Source organism: Gilliamella sp. Imp1-1, from assembly GCF_001690415.1.
Lineage (GTDB): Bacteria > Pseudomonadota > Gammaproteobacteria > Enterobacterales > Orbaceae > Gilliamella > Gilliamella bombi.
In genome coordinates, this window is the sequence record NZ_LZHK01000099.1 from 21,155 (window position 1) to 38,000 (window position 16,846).

Annotated in this window: 18 protein-coding genes; 15 read left to right on the forward strand and 3 right to left on the reverse strand. The window is 36.0% G+C overall.

Going from position 1 to position 16,846, the window contains the following annotated elements:
* Positions 1-18 precede the first annotated feature (18 nt).
* Genes atpB through A9G38_RS08825 form a run of 8 tightly spaced genes read left to right on the forward strand, consistent with a single transcriptional unit; the run spans position 19 to position 6,441 of the window.
* Positions 19-801, forward strand: a complete 783-nt coding sequence (atpB, locus tag A9G38_RS08790; RefSeq protein WP_034911226.1) for a F0F1 ATP synthase subunit A — start codon at positions 19-21, stop codon at positions 799-801.
* Between the two features lie 36 nt (positions 802-837).
* Positions 838-1,065, forward strand: a complete 228-nt coding sequence (gene atpE, locus A9G38_RS08795) for a F0F1 ATP synthase subunit C (RefSeq protein ID WP_411588181.1) — start codon at positions 838-840, stop codon at positions 1,063-1,065.
* Positions 1,066-1,089: 24 nt separating this feature from the next.
* Positions 1,090-1,560 carry a F0F1 ATP synthase subunit B gene (gene atpF, locus A9G38_RS08800; protein WP_034911222.1) on the forward strand — a complete coding sequence of 157 codons (471 nt, stop codon included), beginning with the start codon at positions 1,090-1,092 and terminating at the stop codon, positions 1,558-1,560.
* Between the two features lie 13 nt (positions 1,561-1,573).
* Positions 1,574-2,107, forward strand: a complete 534-nt coding sequence (atpH, locus tag A9G38_RS08805) for a F0F1 ATP synthase subunit delta (RefSeq protein WP_034911220.1) — start codon at positions 1,574-1,576, stop codon at positions 2,105-2,107.
* A gap of 11 nt (positions 2,108-2,118) precedes the next feature.
* Positions 2,119-3,660 (forward strand): F0F1 ATP synthase subunit alpha, encoded by a 1,542-nt coding sequence (atpA, locus tag A9G38_RS08810; RefSeq protein ID WP_034911218.1) that lies wholly within the window; start codon positions 2,119-2,121, stop codon positions 3,658-3,660.
* A gap of 14 nt (positions 3,661-3,674) precedes the next feature.
* On the forward strand, positions 3,675-4,544 hold the full coding sequence (atpG, locus tag A9G38_RS08815) for a F0F1 ATP synthase subunit gamma (RefSeq protein ID WP_034911217.1): 870 nt from the start codon (positions 3,675-3,677) through the stop codon (positions 4,542-4,544).
* 47 nt (positions 4,545-4,591) lie between these two features.
* The gene (gene atpD / locus A9G38_RS08820) at positions 4,592-5,974 is read left to right on the forward strand and encodes a F0F1 ATP synthase subunit beta (RefSeq protein ID WP_034911215.1); all 1,383 of its coding nucleotides are present in this window, start codon (positions 4,592-4,594) and stop codon (positions 5,972-5,974) included.
* 41 nt (positions 5,975-6,015) lie between these two features.
* On the forward strand, positions 6,016-6,441 hold the full coding sequence (locus A9G38_RS08825) for a F0F1 ATP synthase subunit epsilon (RefSeq protein WP_034911289.1): 426 nt from the start codon (positions 6,016-6,018) through the stop codon (positions 6,439-6,441).
* A 186-nt stretch (positions 6,442-6,627) separates the two neighbouring features.
* Here A9G38_RS08825 and A9G38_RS08830 read toward each other — a convergent pair whose 3' ends face one another.
* The 3 genes from A9G38_RS08830 to nth all read right to left on the reverse strand — a co-directional run bounded on the left by A9G38_RS08830 (position 6,628) and on the right by nth (position 9,114).
* Entirely contained in the window at positions 6,628-7,389 is a 762-nt protein-coding gene (locus A9G38_RS08830) for an IS5 family transposase (RefSeq protein WP_065623240.1), read from the reverse strand.
* A 534-nt stretch (positions 7,390-7,923) separates the two neighbouring features.
* Positions 7,924-8,469: an endonuclease SmrB gene (gene smrB, locus A9G38_RS08835; RefSeq protein WP_034913275.1), complete on the reverse strand. Its 546-nt coding sequence runs from the start codon at positions 8,467-8,469 to the stop codon at positions 7,924-7,926.
* A 6-nt stretch (positions 8,470-8,475) separates the two neighbouring features.
* Positions 8,476-9,114, reverse strand: a complete 639-nt coding sequence (nth, locus tag A9G38_RS08840; RefSeq protein WP_034913279.1) for an endonuclease III — start codon at positions 9,112-9,114, stop codon at positions 8,476-8,478.
* A gap of 262 nt (positions 9,115-9,376) precedes the next feature.
* On the opposite strand from nth, the gene putP reads away from it, so the two are divergent.
* From putP to A9G38_RS08875, 7 genes are all read left to right on the forward strand, one after another.
* The gene (putP, locus tag A9G38_RS08845) at positions 9,377-10,864 is read left to right on the forward strand and encodes a sodium/proline symporter PutP (protein WP_155266132.1); all 1,488 of its coding nucleotides are present in this window, start codon (positions 9,377-9,379) and stop codon (positions 10,862-10,864) included.
* Positions 10,865-10,920: 56 nt separating this feature from the next.
* Positions 10,921-12,192: a tyrosine--tRNA ligase gene (gene tyrS / locus A9G38_RS08850; protein ID WP_202961571.1), complete on the forward strand. Its 1,272-nt coding sequence runs from the start codon at positions 10,921-10,923 to the stop codon at positions 12,190-12,192.
* A 4-nt stretch (positions 12,193-12,196) separates the two neighbouring features.
* Positions 12,197-13,063, forward strand: a complete 867-nt coding sequence (gene pdxY / locus A9G38_RS08855) for a pyridoxal kinase PdxY (protein WP_034913287.1) — start codon at positions 12,197-12,199, stop codon at positions 13,061-13,063.
* A 63-nt stretch (positions 13,064-13,126) separates the two neighbouring features.
* Positions 13,127-13,570 carry a helix-turn-helix domain-containing protein gene (locus tag A9G38_RS08860; RefSeq protein ID WP_080702351.1) on the forward strand — a complete coding sequence of 148 codons (444 nt, stop codon included), beginning with the start codon at positions 13,127-13,129 and terminating at the stop codon, positions 13,568-13,570.
* Positions 13,571-13,654: 84 nt separating this feature from the next.
* Positions 13,655-14,764, forward strand: a complete 1,110-nt coding sequence (ispG, locus tag A9G38_RS08865) for a flavodoxin-dependent (E)-4-hydroxy-3-methylbut-2-enyl-diphosphate synthase (RefSeq protein WP_034913292.1) — start codon at positions 13,655-13,657, stop codon at positions 14,762-14,764.
* A gap of 24 nt (positions 14,765-14,788) precedes the next feature.
* Positions 14,789-16,066, forward strand: a complete 1,278-nt coding sequence (gene hisS / locus A9G38_RS08870) for a histidine--tRNA ligase (protein ID WP_034913295.1) — start codon at positions 14,789-14,791, stop codon at positions 16,064-16,066.
* 18 nt (positions 16,067-16,084) lie between these two features.
* Complete coding sequence (locus A9G38_RS08875) at positions 16,085-16,843, forward strand: YfgM family protein (protein WP_034913298.1); 759 nt, start codon at positions 16,085-16,087, stop codon at positions 16,841-16,843.
* The last annotated feature ends 3 nt before the right edge of the window (positions 16,844-16,846 follow it).

A 16,846-nucleotide genomic window follows, 5' to 3' on the forward strand; every position in this document is an offset into this window, starting at 1 on the left:
ATAGGTTAAGAGGGTTATATGTCAGTTTCCTCTCCAGCTTCACCACAAGCTTATATCAAGCATCATCTTGAGAACTTGCAAGTAGGTTCTGGTTTTTGGACCTTAAATCTTGACTCATTGTTCTTTTCGATCTTACTTGGTGTTATCTTTTTATGGATATTCCATCGTGTAGCAAGAAAAGCCACTAGTGGCGTCCCAAGTAAACTGCAATGTGCAGTAGAAATGATTTTCGAATTTGTCAATAATACTGTTAAGGATATGTTTACTGGTCAAAATAAACTCATTGCGCCGTTAGCATTAACAGTGTTTATTTGGGTTTTCTTGATGAATTTAATGGATCTTATCCCTGTTGATTTTCTACCTTATGCTGGTCAGTATTTAGGTCTGTCACACTTGCGAGTTGTACCAACAGCAGATGTAAGCATTACTATGTCAATGTCCTTAGGTGTGTTTGCACTTATCATCATTTACTCAATCAAGTACAAAGGAATTTCAGGATTTGTTAAAGAATATACCTTGCATCCATTTAATCACTGGGCATTTGCACCTATTAATTTAGTACTTGAATTAGTTAGCCTATTAGCGAAACCTGTTTCTTTAGGGCTTCGACTTTTCGGAAATATGTATGCAGGTGAACTTATCTTCATCTTAATAGCTGCATTATTACCTTGGTGGTCACAGTGGGTATTATCGTTACCATGGGCCATTTTCCATATTTTAATAATTACGTTACAAGCTTTTATTTTTATGGTGTTGACGATCGTCTATTTAGCTATGGCGTCGGCAACGGAAGATCATTAATTTTAATATTTTTTTGTTAATAAACTGGAGTATATAATGGAAATGTTATTTGTAGCCGCAGGCATTATGATGGGATTAGCTGCAATTGGTGGTGCAGTTGGTATTGGTTTATTAGGTGGTAAATTTTTAGAAGGTGCTGCTCGTCAACCAGAATTAATGCCTATGTTACGTACTCAATTCTTTATCGTTATGGGTCTAGTTGATGCAATTCCAATGATCTGTGTAGGTATTGCGCTTTACGTTATTTTTGCTGTTGCAGGTTAATAAAAATTTAAGAGGAATCGTGTCATGAATATGAACGCAACTCTCCTCGGCCAAGCAATTACATTTGTATTGTTTGTTTGGTTCTGTATGAAGTTTGTTTGGCCTCCTGTTATTGGCGCGATTGAAAAACGCCAAAAAGAGATAGCCGAAGGACTTGCTTCAGCAGAAACAGCAAAAAAAGATTTGGAATTAGCCAAAGCAAATACATCTGACATAATGCAACAGGCTAAGGTTGAGGCTAATGCAATTATTGAGCAAGCGAATAAACGCAAAGCAATCATTCTTGAAGAAGCAAAACAAGAAGCTTCTCGCGAAAAAGAACGAATTGTTGCTCAAGGGCTTGCCGAAGTAGAAGCTGAACGCAAACGAGCAAGAGAAGAGCTTAAACAGCAAGTCGCTACACTCGCTATTGCTGGTGCGGAAAAAATTATTGAACGTTCTGTTAATGAAGCCGCAAATAGCGACATCATTGATAAACTCGTAGCTGAACTATAAGGAGAATAGAGCAATGGCTGACTTAATTACGATTGCTCGCCCTTATGCTAAAGCCGCTTTCGAATTTGCGGTAGAAAATAACAGCATCGAATCATGGCATAAAATATTAGTGCTAACATCTGAAGTGAGTAAAGATACTCAAATAAGAAGTGTCTTAACATCTGATATGAAAACTGATTCGGTGGCTAATTTACTCATCAACATCTGTAAAGATGTGTTAGATGAGTTTAGTACTAATTTTATTAAGATTATGGCTGAAAACAAACGATTATCACTTCTTCCTGAAGTGTTAATCTTGTTTGAACAATATTGTTTAGATAGAGAATTGCAAGCAGATGTTGATGTAATTTCTGCTAGTGAACTAACTAATGAGCAACTTAATAAAATTTCTGTCGCTGTCGAAAAACGTTTATCACGAAAAGTAAAACTAAAATGTCATATAGATAAATCGCTCATTTCTGGTTTTATTATTCGTACGGGCGATATGGTTATTGATAGTAGTATCAGAGGGCGTTTAAATCGTTTAAATAACGCTCTACAGTCTTAAGGGGACTGATAATGCAGCTAAATTCAACTGAAATAAGTGAACTAATTAAAGAGCGGATAGCTCAGTTCAATATTGTGAGTGATGCTCACAATGAAGGAACTATCATATCTGTAAGTGATGGTATCCTTCGAATCCACGGATTAACTGATGTAATGCAAGGCGAAATGATTGCATTACCAGGTGGCCGATATGCAATGGCATTAAACCTTGAAAGAGACTCCGTTGGTGCGGTAGTCATGGGACCATACGAAGACTTGTCTGAAGGTATGAAAGTACAATGTACTGGACGTATTTTACAAGTACCAGTTGGTGAAGGTTTATTAGGTCGCGTTATTAACACACTAGGTGAACCAATTGATGGTAAAGGCTCACTTCAACATGACGGTTTTTCACCAGTAGAAGTAGTTGCACCTGGTGTTATCGATCGTAAATCCGTTGACCAAGCATTACAAACTGGTTATAAAGCCGTTGACTCAATGATTCCAATTGGACGTGGTCAACGTGAACTTATCATCGGTGACCGTCAAACAGGTAAAACAGCACTTGCTGTCGATGCAATCATCAACCAACGCGACTCAGGTGTAAAATGTATTTATGTTGCCATTGGTCAAAAACAATCAACTATTGCCAATGTTGTACGTAAACTTGAAGAGCATGGTGCACTTAAAAACACAATTGTGGTTGTGGCATCAGCGTCTGAATCAGCTGCGTTACAATACTTAGCGCCATATGCTGGTTGTGCAATGGGAGAATACTTCCGCGATCGTGGTCAAGATGCATTAATTGTTTATGATGATTTATCTAAACAAGCTGTTGCTTATCGTCAAATTTCGTTATTACTTCGTCGTCCGCCTGGACGTGAAGCTTATCCTGGTGATGTATTTTATCTTCATTCTCGCTTACTTGAACGCGCAGCGCGAGTCAACGAAGCCTATGTTGAAGAGTACACTAAAGGCGAAGTTAAAGGAAAAACAGGTTCATTAACAGCATTACCAATTATTGAAACTCAGGCTGGTGACGTTTCAGCATTCGTACCAACTAACGTAATTTCGATTACTGATGGTCAGATTTTTCTTGAAACTAGCCTATTTAACTCAGGTATCCGCCCTGCGGTTAACCCTGGTATTTCGGTTTCACGTGTGGGTGGTGCTGCACAAACTAAGATAATGAAAAAATTATCAGGTGGTATTCGTACTGCGCTTGCACAGTATCGTGAATTAGCTGCGTTCTCTCAATTTGCATCAGACTTAGATGAAGCAACAAGAAACCAATTAAGTCACGGTGAAAAAGTAACAGAATTGTTAAAACAAAAGCAATACTCGCCAATGACTGTTGCTGAACAATCAATAGTACTTTACGCCGCTGAACGTGGTTATCTTGAAGATGTAGAATTAGCTAAAGTATTACCATTTGAAACAGCACTACTTGCTTATGCCCATAGTCAATATGCCGATTTTGTTAAATCAATTGATGAAACAGGTAATTACAATGATGAGATTGAAACTAAGCTAAAAGAATTACTTGAAAGCTTTAAATCAACTCAAACATGGTAAGGGTGAGGTAAAAAATGGCTAATGCAAAAGAGATTAGAACAAAAATTGCCAGTATCCAAAGTACGCAAAAAATCACTAAAGCGATGGAAATGGTTGCCAATTCTAAAATGCGTAAGACGCAAGATAGAATGGTGGCTAGTCGACCATATGCTGAAATGATTCGTGAAGTAATTGGACATTTAGCGTTAGCTCAGATAGGCGCCAAACATCCTTATTTAGAAGAAAGAGATGTAAAGCGAGTTGGCTATCTTATCATTTCAACCGATCGTGGTTTATGTGGTGGTTTAAATATCAATCTTTTCAAAACTGTCATTGCTGATATGTCAGCATGGCAGGAAAAGGGAGTTGAAGCTGATGTCGCTTTAATTGGTTCGCGTGGTGTTTCGTTTTTCTCATCAGTGAAAGCGAACATCTTAACTCAAGCTACTAATTTGGGCGATGAACCAAATTTATCCGATTTAATTGGGCCGGTAAAAACAATGCTTGAGGCATATGACAACGGTAAAATTGATAGATTATATATTGTCACAAACAAATTTATTAATACGATGTCACAAAAGCCGACAATTCAGCAATTATTACCTTTACCACCATCAGAAGATAAAAAACTCAAAGCTTCATCATGGGATTATATTTATGAGCCTGATGCTAAATCACTATTAGACGTGATTTTACGTCGCTATATTGAATCACAAGTTTATCAAGCAGTGGTTGATAATTTAGCGAGTGAACAAGCAGCAAGAATGGTGGCCATGAAAGCGGCAACGGATAACGGAGCAAACCTAATTAATGAGTTACAAATTGTGTATAACAAGGCACGCCAAGGTGCTATCACTAATGAATTAATTGATATTGTATCCGGTGCAGCCGCTGTTTCAGGTTAGTGCTAAATATTGGCTTATAGTTAAGAAAAAGACGTAGAGGATTAAAAATGGCTACTGGAAAGATTGTCCAGATCATCGGTGCGGTGGTTGATGTCGAATTCCCAGAAGATGCAGTACCAAAGGTATATGATGCATTAGAAGTGGAAACAGGCACTGAAAAATTAGTTCTGGAAGTTCAGCAACAATTAGGTGGTGGCGTTGTATGTTGTATCGCAATGGGTTCATCTGATGGTTTAAGACGTGGACTTGACGTAGTAAACACAGGTCACGGCATTGAAGTACCTGTTGGTACAAAAACACTAGGTCGTATTATGAACGTACTTGGTGATCCTGTTGATAAAGCAGGTCCTATTGGTGAAGAAGAACGTTGGGCGATTCACCGTGCTGCCCCAACCTATGAAGAGCTTGCAAACTCAACTGAATTACTTGAAACAGGTATTAAAGTTATCGACCTAATTTGTCCATTTGCTAAAGGTGGTAAAGTTGGTCTGTTTGGTGGTGCTGGTGTAGGTAAAACCGTTAATATGATGGAGTTGATCCGTAATATCGCTATTGAACACTCAGGTTACTCAGTGTTTACTGGTGTGGGAGAACGTACTCGTGAAGGTAATGACTTTTACCACGAAATGAAAGAATCAAACGTACTTGATAAAGTATCATTAGTTTACGGCCAAATGAATGAACCACCAGGAAACCGTTTACGTGTTGCGTTAACTGGTTTAACTATGGCTGAAAAATTCCGTGACGAAGGTAAAGATGTTTTATTATTCATCGATAATATTTATCGCTATACATTAGCTGGTACTGAAGTATCTGCGTTATTAGGTCGTATGCCATCGGCAGTAGGTTATCAACCAACATTAGCTGAAGAAATGGGGTTACTACAAGAACGTATTACTTCAACTAAGACCGGTTCGATTACTTCAATCCAAGCGGTGTATGTGCCAGCAGATGACTTGACTGACCCATCACCAGCAACAACCTTTGCTCACTTAGATGCGACAATCGTATTAAGTCGACAAATTGCTTCTTTAGGTATCTATCCGGCAGTGGATCCATTAGATTCAACTAGTCGTCAATTAGATCCTTTAGTTGTTGGTCAAGAGCACTATGATTGTGCCCGTGGTGTTCAGTCAATTCTACAACGTTATCAAGAATTAAAAGATATTATTGCTATTCTTGGTATGGATGAGTTATCTGAAGATGATAAATTGATCGTTGCTCGTGCACGTAAAATTCAGCGCTTCTTATCTCAACCATTCTTTGTTGCAGAAGTATTTACTGGTTCACCAGGAAAATATGTACCTTTAAAAGATACGATCAGTGCATTTAAAGGAATCATGAATGGTGATTATGACCATATCCCTGAACAAGCATTCTATATGGTTGGTTCAATTGATGAAGCGATTGAGAAGGCAAAATCTCTCTAAGAGATTCATTGAACGAAGATCGTATTAATGGAGATCGTATTATGGCACTAACTTCCTATCAATTAGAAGTTGTTAGTGCTGAATCTCACCTGTTTTCGGGTGATGTTCAGCGAATCAGAGTCACAGGTAAGGAAGGTGAACTTGGGATTTATCCTGGCCATACCCCTTTACTCACAACCATAAAACCAGGCATGGTCGGCATTGTGAAAGCGGATGGTGAAGAAGAGTTTATTTATCTATCTGGTGGCATCTTAGAAGTACAACCTAACATCGTAACTATCTTGGCAGATACTGCAATTCGTGGTGAAGATTTAGATGAAGCAAGAGCACAAGAAGCAGTAAGACAAGCACAAGAACATATCAATCACCCAAGTGATGATATGTCATTTGCACAAGCATCTGCTGAATTATCAAAAGCTTTGGCAAAAATTCGCGTTATCGAATTGACTCGCCGCATGGGTCAATAGTTTGCTTTTTGATGTTTTATCATACACAAAAGGCTATTTGGTATTACAAGTAGCCTTTTTTAACTTTCCGATAAGTTGATTGCTAAAGGGCTTTCCAACATTTAACCTGTGAGTTGTACCCATTCTATATCCAAATTAAAGCTAAAAAAGATTAGGGGCTGTTGATCTTCGCTGTACATAAATTACTCAACAATACATTGGCAGCCACATTAACATAAATGCCAGTGATACCATACTGGCATAATTCCTTTCTAACTTATCGTATCTAGTTGATATTGAACGATATTGCTTGATTCTAGCAAAGGCATTCTCGACTAAATGACGATAGCGATAAAGGCACCTATCCATACTGCTTTTATCTATATCCTTACCATAATTACGTTTAGCAATCACCGTTCGTCCGCCTTTTTGACGAACAAAGCACCGAAAAGGCTCGCTGTCATAACCTTTATCGGCTATCACTGTATTGACTTCATCGAGCTTTTCAACTAGGTTTTCTGCATAAGTGATATCATGTCGTTGTCCTTCAGAAAGCTCAAAACAAATAGGCAAACCACCACTATCAACCGCAAGATGAATTTTAGTTGAATTACCACCACAGCTCTGACCTATTTGCTCGGAATACTCCGTTGCAGCGCCTGTACTATGTTGATGAGCCCTGATAATCGAGCCATCTAGGAACACCCATTGAAAATCCGCTAGTTGTGATAAATGTTTGAAAATATCAACTAATATTCCTTTTTTAGACCACAAATTAAATCGCCTATAGACAGTGCTCCATTCACCAAACTCTTCTGGCAAATCTCGCCAAGGAATACCGGTTCTCATTCGGAAAAGGATCCCTTCAAACGTCATCCGATGCTCGGATTTATTATAAACTCGGCCGGTATTTTTCATTATTTGTAGTAGCTTTTCCCACCGTTTATCTGTTAGCATTGTTCTTGGCATGATGAATCGAGTTATGGTTGTTTTTGGCTGAATTATTATAACTCACATCATGCCGTCTAAAAAATAATCATGAAAGATCAACACGCCCTAGCCATTGCGTACAATTTTTTATAAAAAGCAGAATAGGGATATTCTGCTTATTTTTTATATTGTAAATATCAATCCTCTTATTATGAAATTAGTGGATAGTGCGTTTATTTTTATTTAGCTTAGAAAAATAAAAAAACGCTTGATTTTGTTAATGATAATCATTATCATTATTTTGTACTTTGTTAGAGCTTTAGAGGCTTTTGAAAAAGTATGACATTGCTCACATTGCTTCCAATGTTTACCAGCTTGACGTTATCGCTAAGCTGGTTTTTTTGTTTTATGTTATTAACAACTATTTTTTAAACATTATTCTTTAGTTAACGTTATTTTATTTTTTGTTTTTTATCTACATGCTAATGTCATCACAAAGGTTTAGATGAAAATTGACGGAAGAAGAGTAAAAAATTATTTTTATGATTATCTAGATAGTTAAGTTTTCAAAAGCTAACTATTTATTAGTTTGTTCTCGATATCAAATAAAATGAGAAGTGCTGCGTTGCCACCAAATTCTTTAGGCGCTTGATGAAAACAGATAACATGAGGATGTTGAGCTAGCCACATGGGTGTTTGTTTTTTTAAGATGTTTTTCCCATGTCCATACATGATACAAGCACAATGCGCTCTTTCATGTAAACATGCTGCGATAAGAGCTGCAATTTCTTTTTTAGCCTCTTGTTGAGTTAACCCATGTAGGTCTAAAAAGAATTCTGGTTCATAAAATCCACGACGCAATTTTTTTACTTCGTAGGGATCTGCATTTTCTCGACTATAGCGAATAGGGTCTTCTTGCAATAGCGGCTGATAATCATCAGAAAAATAAAATTCAGCATTAATTTTTTCATATTGCTGTTTTTGGGTTTCTATTGCTTTTTGTGAACGTTTTTGTGGTTTATGAACGACAATATCTTGTTTTAGTTTTTTGGTGATGTTACCAATACTATTTTTAAACAAGTTTATATCATCTTGGTCTAAATTAAATTTATTTGGCATTGATTTCTACTCTGGGTAAATTTTTTCTTTAAATTCGCACAAATCTTCTATAACACAGGATCCACATCTAGGCTTTCTAGCAATACAGGTATAACGGCCATGTAATATTAGCCAGTGGTGACAATTTATTTTATATTCTTTGGGTACGACTTTCAGTAATTTTTCTTCAACAACCTCTACCGTTTTACCTGGTGCAAAACCTGTACGGTTGCTTACTCTAAATATGTGTGTATCAACTGCAATGGTAGGCCAACCGAAAGCGGTGTTTAACACAACATTTGCCGTTTTACGACCAACACCCGGTAATTCAATTAGTGCATCAAAACTTTCAGGAACTTCACCCTGATATTTATCTACCAAAATTTGACACGTTTTTATTATATTATCCGCTTTACTGTTATAAAGCCCAATGGTACGGATATAGCTTTTTAGTTTATCAATACCAAGAGCCAAAATTTGTTCAGCCGTATTTGCAATAGCAAACAGTGGTTTTGTGGCTTTGTTTACACTAACGTCAGTCGCTTGAGCAGAAAGTACTACTGCGATTAATAGTTCAAAAGGTGTTTCATACACTAGTTCTGTTGTTGGATCTTTAATATGATCCTTTAATCTTTCTAGAATTTGAATTCGGGTAGATTGTTTCACAAAATAATTTTATTAAAAAATAGTAAGGTGCATATTATATACTTTTATTTACTGTTTATCTGTAAGTTGCCTTTATTTTTTATATAGATGGGAACGATGAAACATACTGATTAATAATTGTAAGACACTTTTATTTTTAATGTTGCTTAGTTTTTTATTATTTGTGTATTCACATTCATACTCACTGACTTTTTAGCATAGTGATTTTATGATAAGCTAGAGTACTATTTCTTAATTTTATCAAATAAGGTTTTTTAAAGATATGCCCTTACCAATGATTGTCACCTTTGCTGTATATATTTTAGGCATGATTGCCATAGGTTTTTTTGCGTTTCGCTCAACGCAAAATTTTGGTGATTATATTTTAGGTGGGCGTCGTATCGGTAGTGTTGTGACTGCGCTTTCAGCTGGTGCATCAGATATGAGTGGTTGGCTATTAATGGGATTACCTGGTGCTGTTTTTTTGTTTGGTATTTCACAAAGTTGGATTGCAATCGGATTGATTATTGGTGCTTATTTAAATTGGCTACTCATTGCAGGACGATTACGAGTCTTTACTGAAATCAATCATAATTCACTAACTTTACCCGATTATTTTGCTCGTCGGTTTGATGATAAAAGCTCACTTCTACGTATTATTTCAGCTATTATTATTCTAATATTTTTTACTATTTATTGTGCTTCTGGTGTAGTTGCGGGTGCAAAGTTATTCGAGAGTACATTTGGTATGAGCTATGGCTGGGCGATGTTAGCGGGTGCAGGTGCAACAATTGCCTATACGTTTATCGGTGGTTTTTTAGCAGTAAGCTGGACTGATACTATTCAAGCTAGTTTAATGATGTTTGCACTTATTCTAACGCCAATTATGGTTATGGTGAATGCTGGTGGGCTTTCTGATGCATTGATATATATTGAATCGCTCAATTCAGATTATACCAATTTATTTGCTCATATGGATTTTATTGCCATTATTTCATTATTAGGTTGGGGGCTTGGATATTTTGGGCAACCTCATATTTTAGCCAGATTTATGGCTGCTGATTCACATGAAGTAATGAAAAACGCTAGACGGATTAGTATGACATGGATGATTTTGTGTTTAGCTGGCGCAATCACGGTTGGTTTTTTTGGTATCGCCTTTTTTGCTCATAATCCAGATTTATCTTACTTGATTAATGATGGTAAACATGAACGTATTTTTATCGAATTGTCGAAATTACTCTTTAATCCTTGGATTGCTGGTATTTTGTTGGCCGCTATTTTAGCAGCGGTAATGAGCACATTAAGTTGTCAATTATTAGTTTGTTCAAGTGCTCTAACGGAAGATTTTTATCGTGCGTTTTTTAGACCAAAAGCAAAACAAAAGGAACTGGTATGGGTTGGTCGTATAATGGTGCTATTAGTTTCAGTTATTGCTATTTTATTAGCTATTAATCCAAATAATAGCGTACTTGATTTAGTAAGTCATGCTTGGGCTGGATTTGGTGCGGCGTTTGGTCCTATAATCGTATTTTCTGTTTTTTGGTCGCGTATGACACGTAATGGAGCACTAGCTGGAATGATAACTGGTGCCGTAACTGTGTTGCTATGGATTAATTTTAATTGGTTTAATTTGTATTCGCTTATCCCTGGATTTTTATTTGCTTCTATAGCTATTATTATTTTTAGTCTTTTTGATAAAAAGCCAAACGAGATCGTAGCAGATCATTTTAAACAAGCGTATAAACGTTATCACAACAAAATAAATTAGAATAAATCTTATTTAAACTAGAATATAAATGTAATAAATTTAATAGGTAAAATATCATGACAAAAAATGTGATCAAACAACTACAAGAACGTGGGCTGATTGCTCAGCTTACTGATGAAAAAGCACTAATAGAACAAATTGAACAAAATCCTATTGCGCTTTATTGTGGTTTTGATCCAACAGCAGATAGTTTGCATCTTGGTCATTTAGTTCCATTACTTTGTTTAAAACGTTTTCAGTTAGCTGGTCATAAACCTGTTGCGCTTGTAGGGGGAGCAACAGGATTAATTGGCGATCCAAGTTTTAAAGCTGTTGAACGAAAACTTAATACTGAGGAAACAGTTATTGAGTGGAGTGAAAAGATCAAACAACAAGTGTCACCATTTTTAGATTTTAATTGTGGTGAAAATTCAGCGATTGTGGCTAATAACTATGATTGGTTTAGTGACATGAATGTACTGACATTTTTACGTGATGTTGGTAAGTATTTTTCAGTTAATGCGATGATTAATAAAGAATCAGTAAAACAACGTATAGATCGTGATGAGGTGGGTATTTCATTTACTGAATTTTCTTATAGCTTGTTACAATCTTATGATTTTGCTTGTTTGAATAAATCACATGATGTTGTTTTACAAATTGGTGGGTCTGATCAGTGGGGTAATATTACTGCAGGTATTGATTTAACTCGCCGTTTACATCAAAAACAAGTTTATGGCTTGACTGTACCGTTAATCACTAAATCCGATGGGACCAAATTTGGTAAAACTGAAAGTGGTGCCGTATGGTTAGATCCGAAAAAGACAAGTCCTTATAAATTCTATCAATTCTGGATAAATACTGCTGATGCTGATGTTTATCGATTCTTAAAATTCTTCACATTTATGCCTCTAAGTGAAATTGATGCATTGGAAGAAGAAGATAAAAATAGTGGTGTTGCACCACGAGCTCAATATGTACTTGCTGAGCAAGTTACACGCTTAGTTCATGGTGAAGAAGGATTGATTGCAGCAAAACGTATTACAGAAAGCCTATTTTCTGGTAAATTAACTGACTTGTCTGAAGCTGACTTTGAACAATTAGCTCAAGATGGTATGCCAGCATTAGCTGTTGAGGAAAGTATTGATTTACAACAAGCAATTGTTAATGCGGAATTTGCACCATCAAGAGGACAAGCTAGAACGATGATTGAATCTAATGCTATTGCTGTTAATGGTGAACGTAACACTACAACTGATTATCATTTTACTGATAGCGATAAACTATATAATCGTTATACTTTACTTCGTCGTGGTAAAAAATATTACTGCTTGTTAATTTGGAGTTAATTTCATGAAAAATATTTTATCGATTCAGTCACATGTTGTATTTGGTCATGCAGGGAATAGTGCGGCTGTATTTCCTATGCGTCGAATAGGCGTAAATGTTTGGCCTTTAAACACTGTACAATTTTCTAATCATACTCAATATCGACAATGGACTGGAACGGTAATGTCTGCATCGCATTTAACCGAAATTGCTGATGGAATTAATGAAATTGATGAATTGAAACGGTGTGATGCAGTATTAAGTGGTTATATGGGATCACCTGAACAAGGTAATGCGATTATTGAAATAGTTAAAAAAGTAAAAGCTGTTAATCCTAATGCTATTTACTTTTGCGATCCTGTAATGGGACATCCTGAAAAAGGATGTTTTGTTGCACCAGGTGTTTCTGAGTTTTTATGCAATACAGCATTGCCTATGGCTGATATGATGGCACCGAATATTTTGGAGCTTGAAGAGCTTAATGGAAAACAACGTATTAATAATGTTGATGAAGCAATTGTAGCTTGTCGAGAGTTATGTAAAAAAGGGCCTAAAGCGATTTTAGTTAAACATTTAAGCAGAGCTGGATATAAAATTGATCGCTTTGAAATGTTGCTTGTAACTAGCAACGAAGCATGGCATATTGACCGACCACTAGTTGACTTTGGTGTAAGACAACCCGTTGGTGTTGGTGATATGACAAGTGGACTTTTTTTAGCTAATGTTTTACTTGGGAAATCATTGGTTGAAGCTTTAGAACATACTACTTCGGCCGTGTATGCGGTTATGCTTGAAACCTTAAAACAAGATGAATATGAATTACAATTAGTTGCAGCTCAAAATGAAATTGAAAAACCAGCACAATGGTTTAATGCAAATAAAATTGATTAATTGTAAAAATATGTAACTGTTTGTAAAGATTAAATTAGCTAACGATTAGTATTAAATGAGGGTATGATGGATAATATTTCATTAGGAGTGATGCTCGTTGATTTACGAGAACAAATGGGATTAACTCAAGATGATATTGCCAATAAAATTCATGTGCGAAAGACAGTAATTGTTGATATCGAAAATGACCAATTACCTAACGCCCCACTTGTTTTTGTAAAAGGTTATATTCGTTCTTATGCCGAAATTGTTGGCTTATCATCAGAACACTATCAACCATATTTCGATGAATTAACTAAACAATCTAAGTCTCAACAAAAGAAAGTTCAAACGCAAGCATTTAAAACAAAAAGAACTAGAAAAGCTCCTTTTATTTTTTGGGGGATATTTATAATTCTTTGTGTGCTTGGTGTAATTTTATATTATGCCAATAAAGATAATACAAGTAATCTTATTGAAGTAAGTCATTATATTTCTCCAGCCTCTGCTACTCGTGTTAATAGTTAGCAAATTTTCTTATTCTCATACAGACATTTGTCTTAAATCTTGTTAAGATCATTACTAGTTATTTTGTAAAATGGTTAAGTATGTATGAGTCATCAAGATTCACCAATTGTTAGACGAGAATCTACCCGAATTTATGTCGGCAATGTTCCTATTGGTAGTGGAGCTCCGATTGCAGTTCAATCAATGACAAATACTCGAACCACAGATGTAGAAAAAACAGTGGCCCAAATTCAAGCTCTTGAACGTGTTGGTGTAGATATTGTGCGTGTTTCTATACCTACAATGGATGCAGCTGAAGCTTTTAAATTTATTAAGCAGCAGGCAAAAGTTCCACTCATTGCTGATATTCATTTTGATTATCGTATTGCATTGAAAGTTGCCGAATATGGCGTTGATTGCTTAAGAATTAATCCTGGCAACATAGGTAATGAATCAAGAATTCGAGCTGTTGTTGATTGTGCTAAAGATAAAAATATCCCGATACGAATTGGTGTTAATTCTGGTTCTTTAGAAAAAGATATTCAAGAAAAGTATGGTGAACCTACACCAAAAGCGATAGTTGAATCAGCGATGCGCCATGTCGATATACTTGATCGACTTAATTTTGATCAGTTTAAAGTCAGTGTAAAAGCATCTGATGTGTTTACTGCAGTTGATGCTTATCGATTGTTAGCTAAGCAAATAAAGCAACCATTACATCTAGGTATAACTGAAGCAGGCGGTGTTCGAAGCGGTGCTATTAAATCGGCCATTGGATTGGGATTATTGCTATCAGAAGGCATTGGCGATACACTTCGAATTTCCTTAGCAGCTGATCCTACAGAAGAAGTGAAAGTTGGATTTGATATTTTAAAATCGCTGCGTATACGGTCTCGTGGTATTAATTTTATTGCGTGTCCAACCTGTTCTCGCCAAGAGTTTGATGTGATTAACACAGTCAATACATTAGAACAACGATTAGAAGATATTATTACACCAATGGATGTATCAATTATTGGTTGTGTGGTTAACGGTCCTGGGGAGGCATTAGCTTCAACTATAGGAGTTGCTGGAGGTCATAACAAAAGTGGTTTTTATGAAGATGGTGTGCGTATTGGTCGTATTGATAATGAACAAATGATTGATGAATTAGAAGCAAGAATTCGTGCTAAAGTATTAATATTGAAAAACAGAATTGCAGCAACTGAATTATAATTTTATTAGATAGCGAATAAATAAATGACAGAGAAAAAGATCCAATCTATACGAGGGATGAACGATTTACTCCCAACAGATAGTGCAAGTTGGCAACAGATTGAAAAAATCGTTAAAGGTGTACTAAACAGTTATGGCTACAACGAAATTAGAACACCTATTGTTGAAGATACCGCACTATTTAAGCGAGCGGTCGGAGAAATTACCGATATTGTTGAAAAAGAGATGTATACTTTCAATGACCGTAATGATGAAAGTATTACTTTACGTCCAGAAATTACTGCAGGTTGTGTTCGTGCAGGAATTGAACACGGTCTTTTTTACAATCAAGAACAACGTCTTTGGTATTTAGGACCAGCATTTCGTTACGAAAAACCACAAAAAGGGCGTTATCGTCAATTTCATCAATTTGGTGTTGAAGTCTTTGGACTTGAAGGGCCCAATATTGACGCCGAGCTGATTTTATTAACGGCTCGTTTTTGGAGAGCTCTTGGTATCGAACAGCATACTTCTCTTGAACTTAATTCAATTGGTTCGCTTGAGGCTAGGGTCAACTATCGAAATGCATTAGTTACTTTTCTTGAACAATATAAAGATAAATTGGATGAAGATTGTTTACGTAGAATGTATACTAATCCGTTGCGCATACTTGATTCAAAAAACCCAGTAGTTCAAGAGCTGCTGAATCAAGCTCCAAAATTGTTTGATTATTTAGATGAGGAGTCCAAAATTCACTTCGAAAGCTTATGCCGACTATTGGATAGTGCTGGGATAGAATATAATATTAATCAAAGATTGGTACGCGGTTTGGATTACTATAATCGAACAGTTTTTGAATGGGTAACTAATAGCCTAGGGGCACAGGGAACCGTTTGCGGTGGTGGAAGATATGATGGTCTTGTAGGTCAACTTGGGGGAAAACCAACACCAGCAGTTGGTTTTGCAATGGGAGTTGAACGTTTAGTCTTATTAGTTCAAGCGGTTAATCCATCATTTAATGGTGATAATTCGATTGATATTTATATGATCACCTCTGGTGAAGAAAAAACTATTTCAGTTGCTCAGAGTGTTGCAGAGCAATTGCGTGATGGTCTACCTGATTGGCGAATCATGACAAATTATGGTAGCAGTAATTTTAAGAAACAATTTACCAAAGCAGATAAATTAGGTGCTAAGATAGCAGTTATTATTGGTGAAAATGAATTAGCTAATCAAGCAGTAATGATTAAAAATTTACAAACAGGCGAACAATTTGAAGTGGCACAAGCAGATATTGTCCAAACTTGTTTGTCTATTAAGTAAAGGAAATAGGAGAAAAACGTGAGTCATCAGTTATCCAGTGAAGAACAAATTGAAGAGATAAAAGGTTTTTTTGCTAAAACATGGAAAATTATGGTTGCCATTATTGTGATTGGATTATTGGCCTTTTATGGCTGGCGTTATTGGCAATCATATAAAGTTGAAAAGGCGATAGCATCATCAGATAAGTATGAACAATTAATTGCTCAATTAGATGATAATAAACCAGATTCTGTTAATGAATTAGTATCTTTTGCTAAAAACAATGATACTATTTATAGCGTGTTTGCTAATTTGCGTGCAGCAAAATTTTATGTTGAGGTATTAAAAGATTATTCTGGAGCTCAATCTTTGTTAGTTGATGCATTAAAGAAAACTGATTCAGAGCCAGTTAAAGCGATTACCAATATTCGTATAGCACGCTTACAGTATCAACAAGGTCAATATCAAGAAAGTCTAACATCTTTAAGTAATGTAACTAATGAAAGTTGGGGTGCCGTAATTAATGATCTCCGCGGTGATGTGCTTGTAAAAATGACTCGTTATGCTGACGCAGTTAGTGCTTATAATGTTGCTTTGACTTCTTCACCAACTAAAGATTTAGAAGAAAGTATTAAAATGAAGTTGAACCAAGCTGAATATTTAAAAGCAAAACAACAAGTTGAACAAGAAGCTTTAGCTACTAAAGAAAAGGCAGAAAAAGAGGCTCAGGCAGCCAAAGAAAAAGCAGAGCAAGAAGCTAAAGCGAAACAAGCTGCATCTGAAGAAAGTAAAAATTAATTT

What these genes read in the sequence shown, in the direction of transcription:
- atpB (WP_034911226.1), top strand. Translation starts at nt 19, where the DNA reads ATGTCAGTTTCCTCTCCAGCTTCACCACAAGCTTATATCAAGCATCAT.
- atpE (WP_411588181.1), top strand. Translation starts at nt 838, where the DNA reads ATGGAAATGTTATTTGTAGCCGCAGGCATTATGATGGGATTAGCTGCA.
- atpF (WP_034911222.1), top strand. Translation starts at nt 1,090, where the DNA reads ATGAATATGAACGCAACTCTCCTCGGCCAAGCAATTACATTTGTATTG.
- atpH (WP_034911220.1), top strand. Translation starts at nt 1,574, where the DNA reads ATGGCTGACTTAATTACGATTGCTCGCCCTTATGCTAAAGCCGCTTTC.
- atpA (WP_034911218.1), top strand. Translation starts at nt 2,119, where the DNA reads ATGCAGCTAAATTCAACTGAAATAAGTGAACTAATTAAAGAGCGGATA.
- atpG (WP_034911217.1), top strand. Translation starts at nt 3,675, where the DNA reads ATGGCTAATGCAAAAGAGATTAGAACAAAAATTGCCAGTATCCAAAGT.
- atpD (WP_034911215.1), top strand. Translation starts at nt 4,592, where the DNA reads ATGGCTACTGGAAAGATTGTCCAGATCATCGGTGCGGTGGTTGATGTC.
- A9G38_RS08825 (WP_034911289.1), top strand. Translation starts at nt 6,016, where the DNA reads ATGGCACTAACTTCCTATCAATTAGAAGTTGTTAGTGCTGAATCTCAC.
- A9G38_RS08830 (WP_065623240.1), bottom strand. Translation starts at nt 7,389, where the DNA reads ATGCCAAGAACAATGCTAACAGATAAACGGTGGGAAAAGCTACTACAA.
- smrB (WP_034913275.1), bottom strand. Translation starts at nt 8,469, where the DNA reads ATGCCAAATAAATTTAATTTAGACCAAGATGATATAAACTTGTTTAAA.
- putP (WP_155266132.1), top strand. Translation starts at nt 9,377, where the DNA reads ATGCCCTTACCAATGATTGTCACCTTTGCTGTATATATTTTAGGCATG.
- tyrS (WP_202961571.1), top strand. Translation starts at nt 10,921, where the DNA reads ATGACAAAAAATGTGATCAAACAACTACAAGAACGTGGGCTGATTGCT.
- pdxY (WP_034913287.1), top strand. Translation starts at nt 12,197, where the DNA reads ATGAAAAATATTTTATCGATTCAGTCACATGTTGTATTTGGTCATGCA.
- A9G38_RS08860 (WP_080702351.1), top strand. Translation starts at nt 13,127, where the DNA reads ATGATGGATAATATTTCATTAGGAGTGATGCTCGTTGATTTACGAGAA.
- ispG (WP_034913292.1), top strand. Translation starts at nt 13,655, where the DNA reads ATGAGTCATCAAGATTCACCAATTGTTAGACGAGAATCTACCCGAATT.
- hisS (WP_034913295.1), top strand. Translation starts at nt 14,789, where the DNA reads ATGACAGAGAAAAAGATCCAATCTATACGAGGGATGAACGATTTACTC.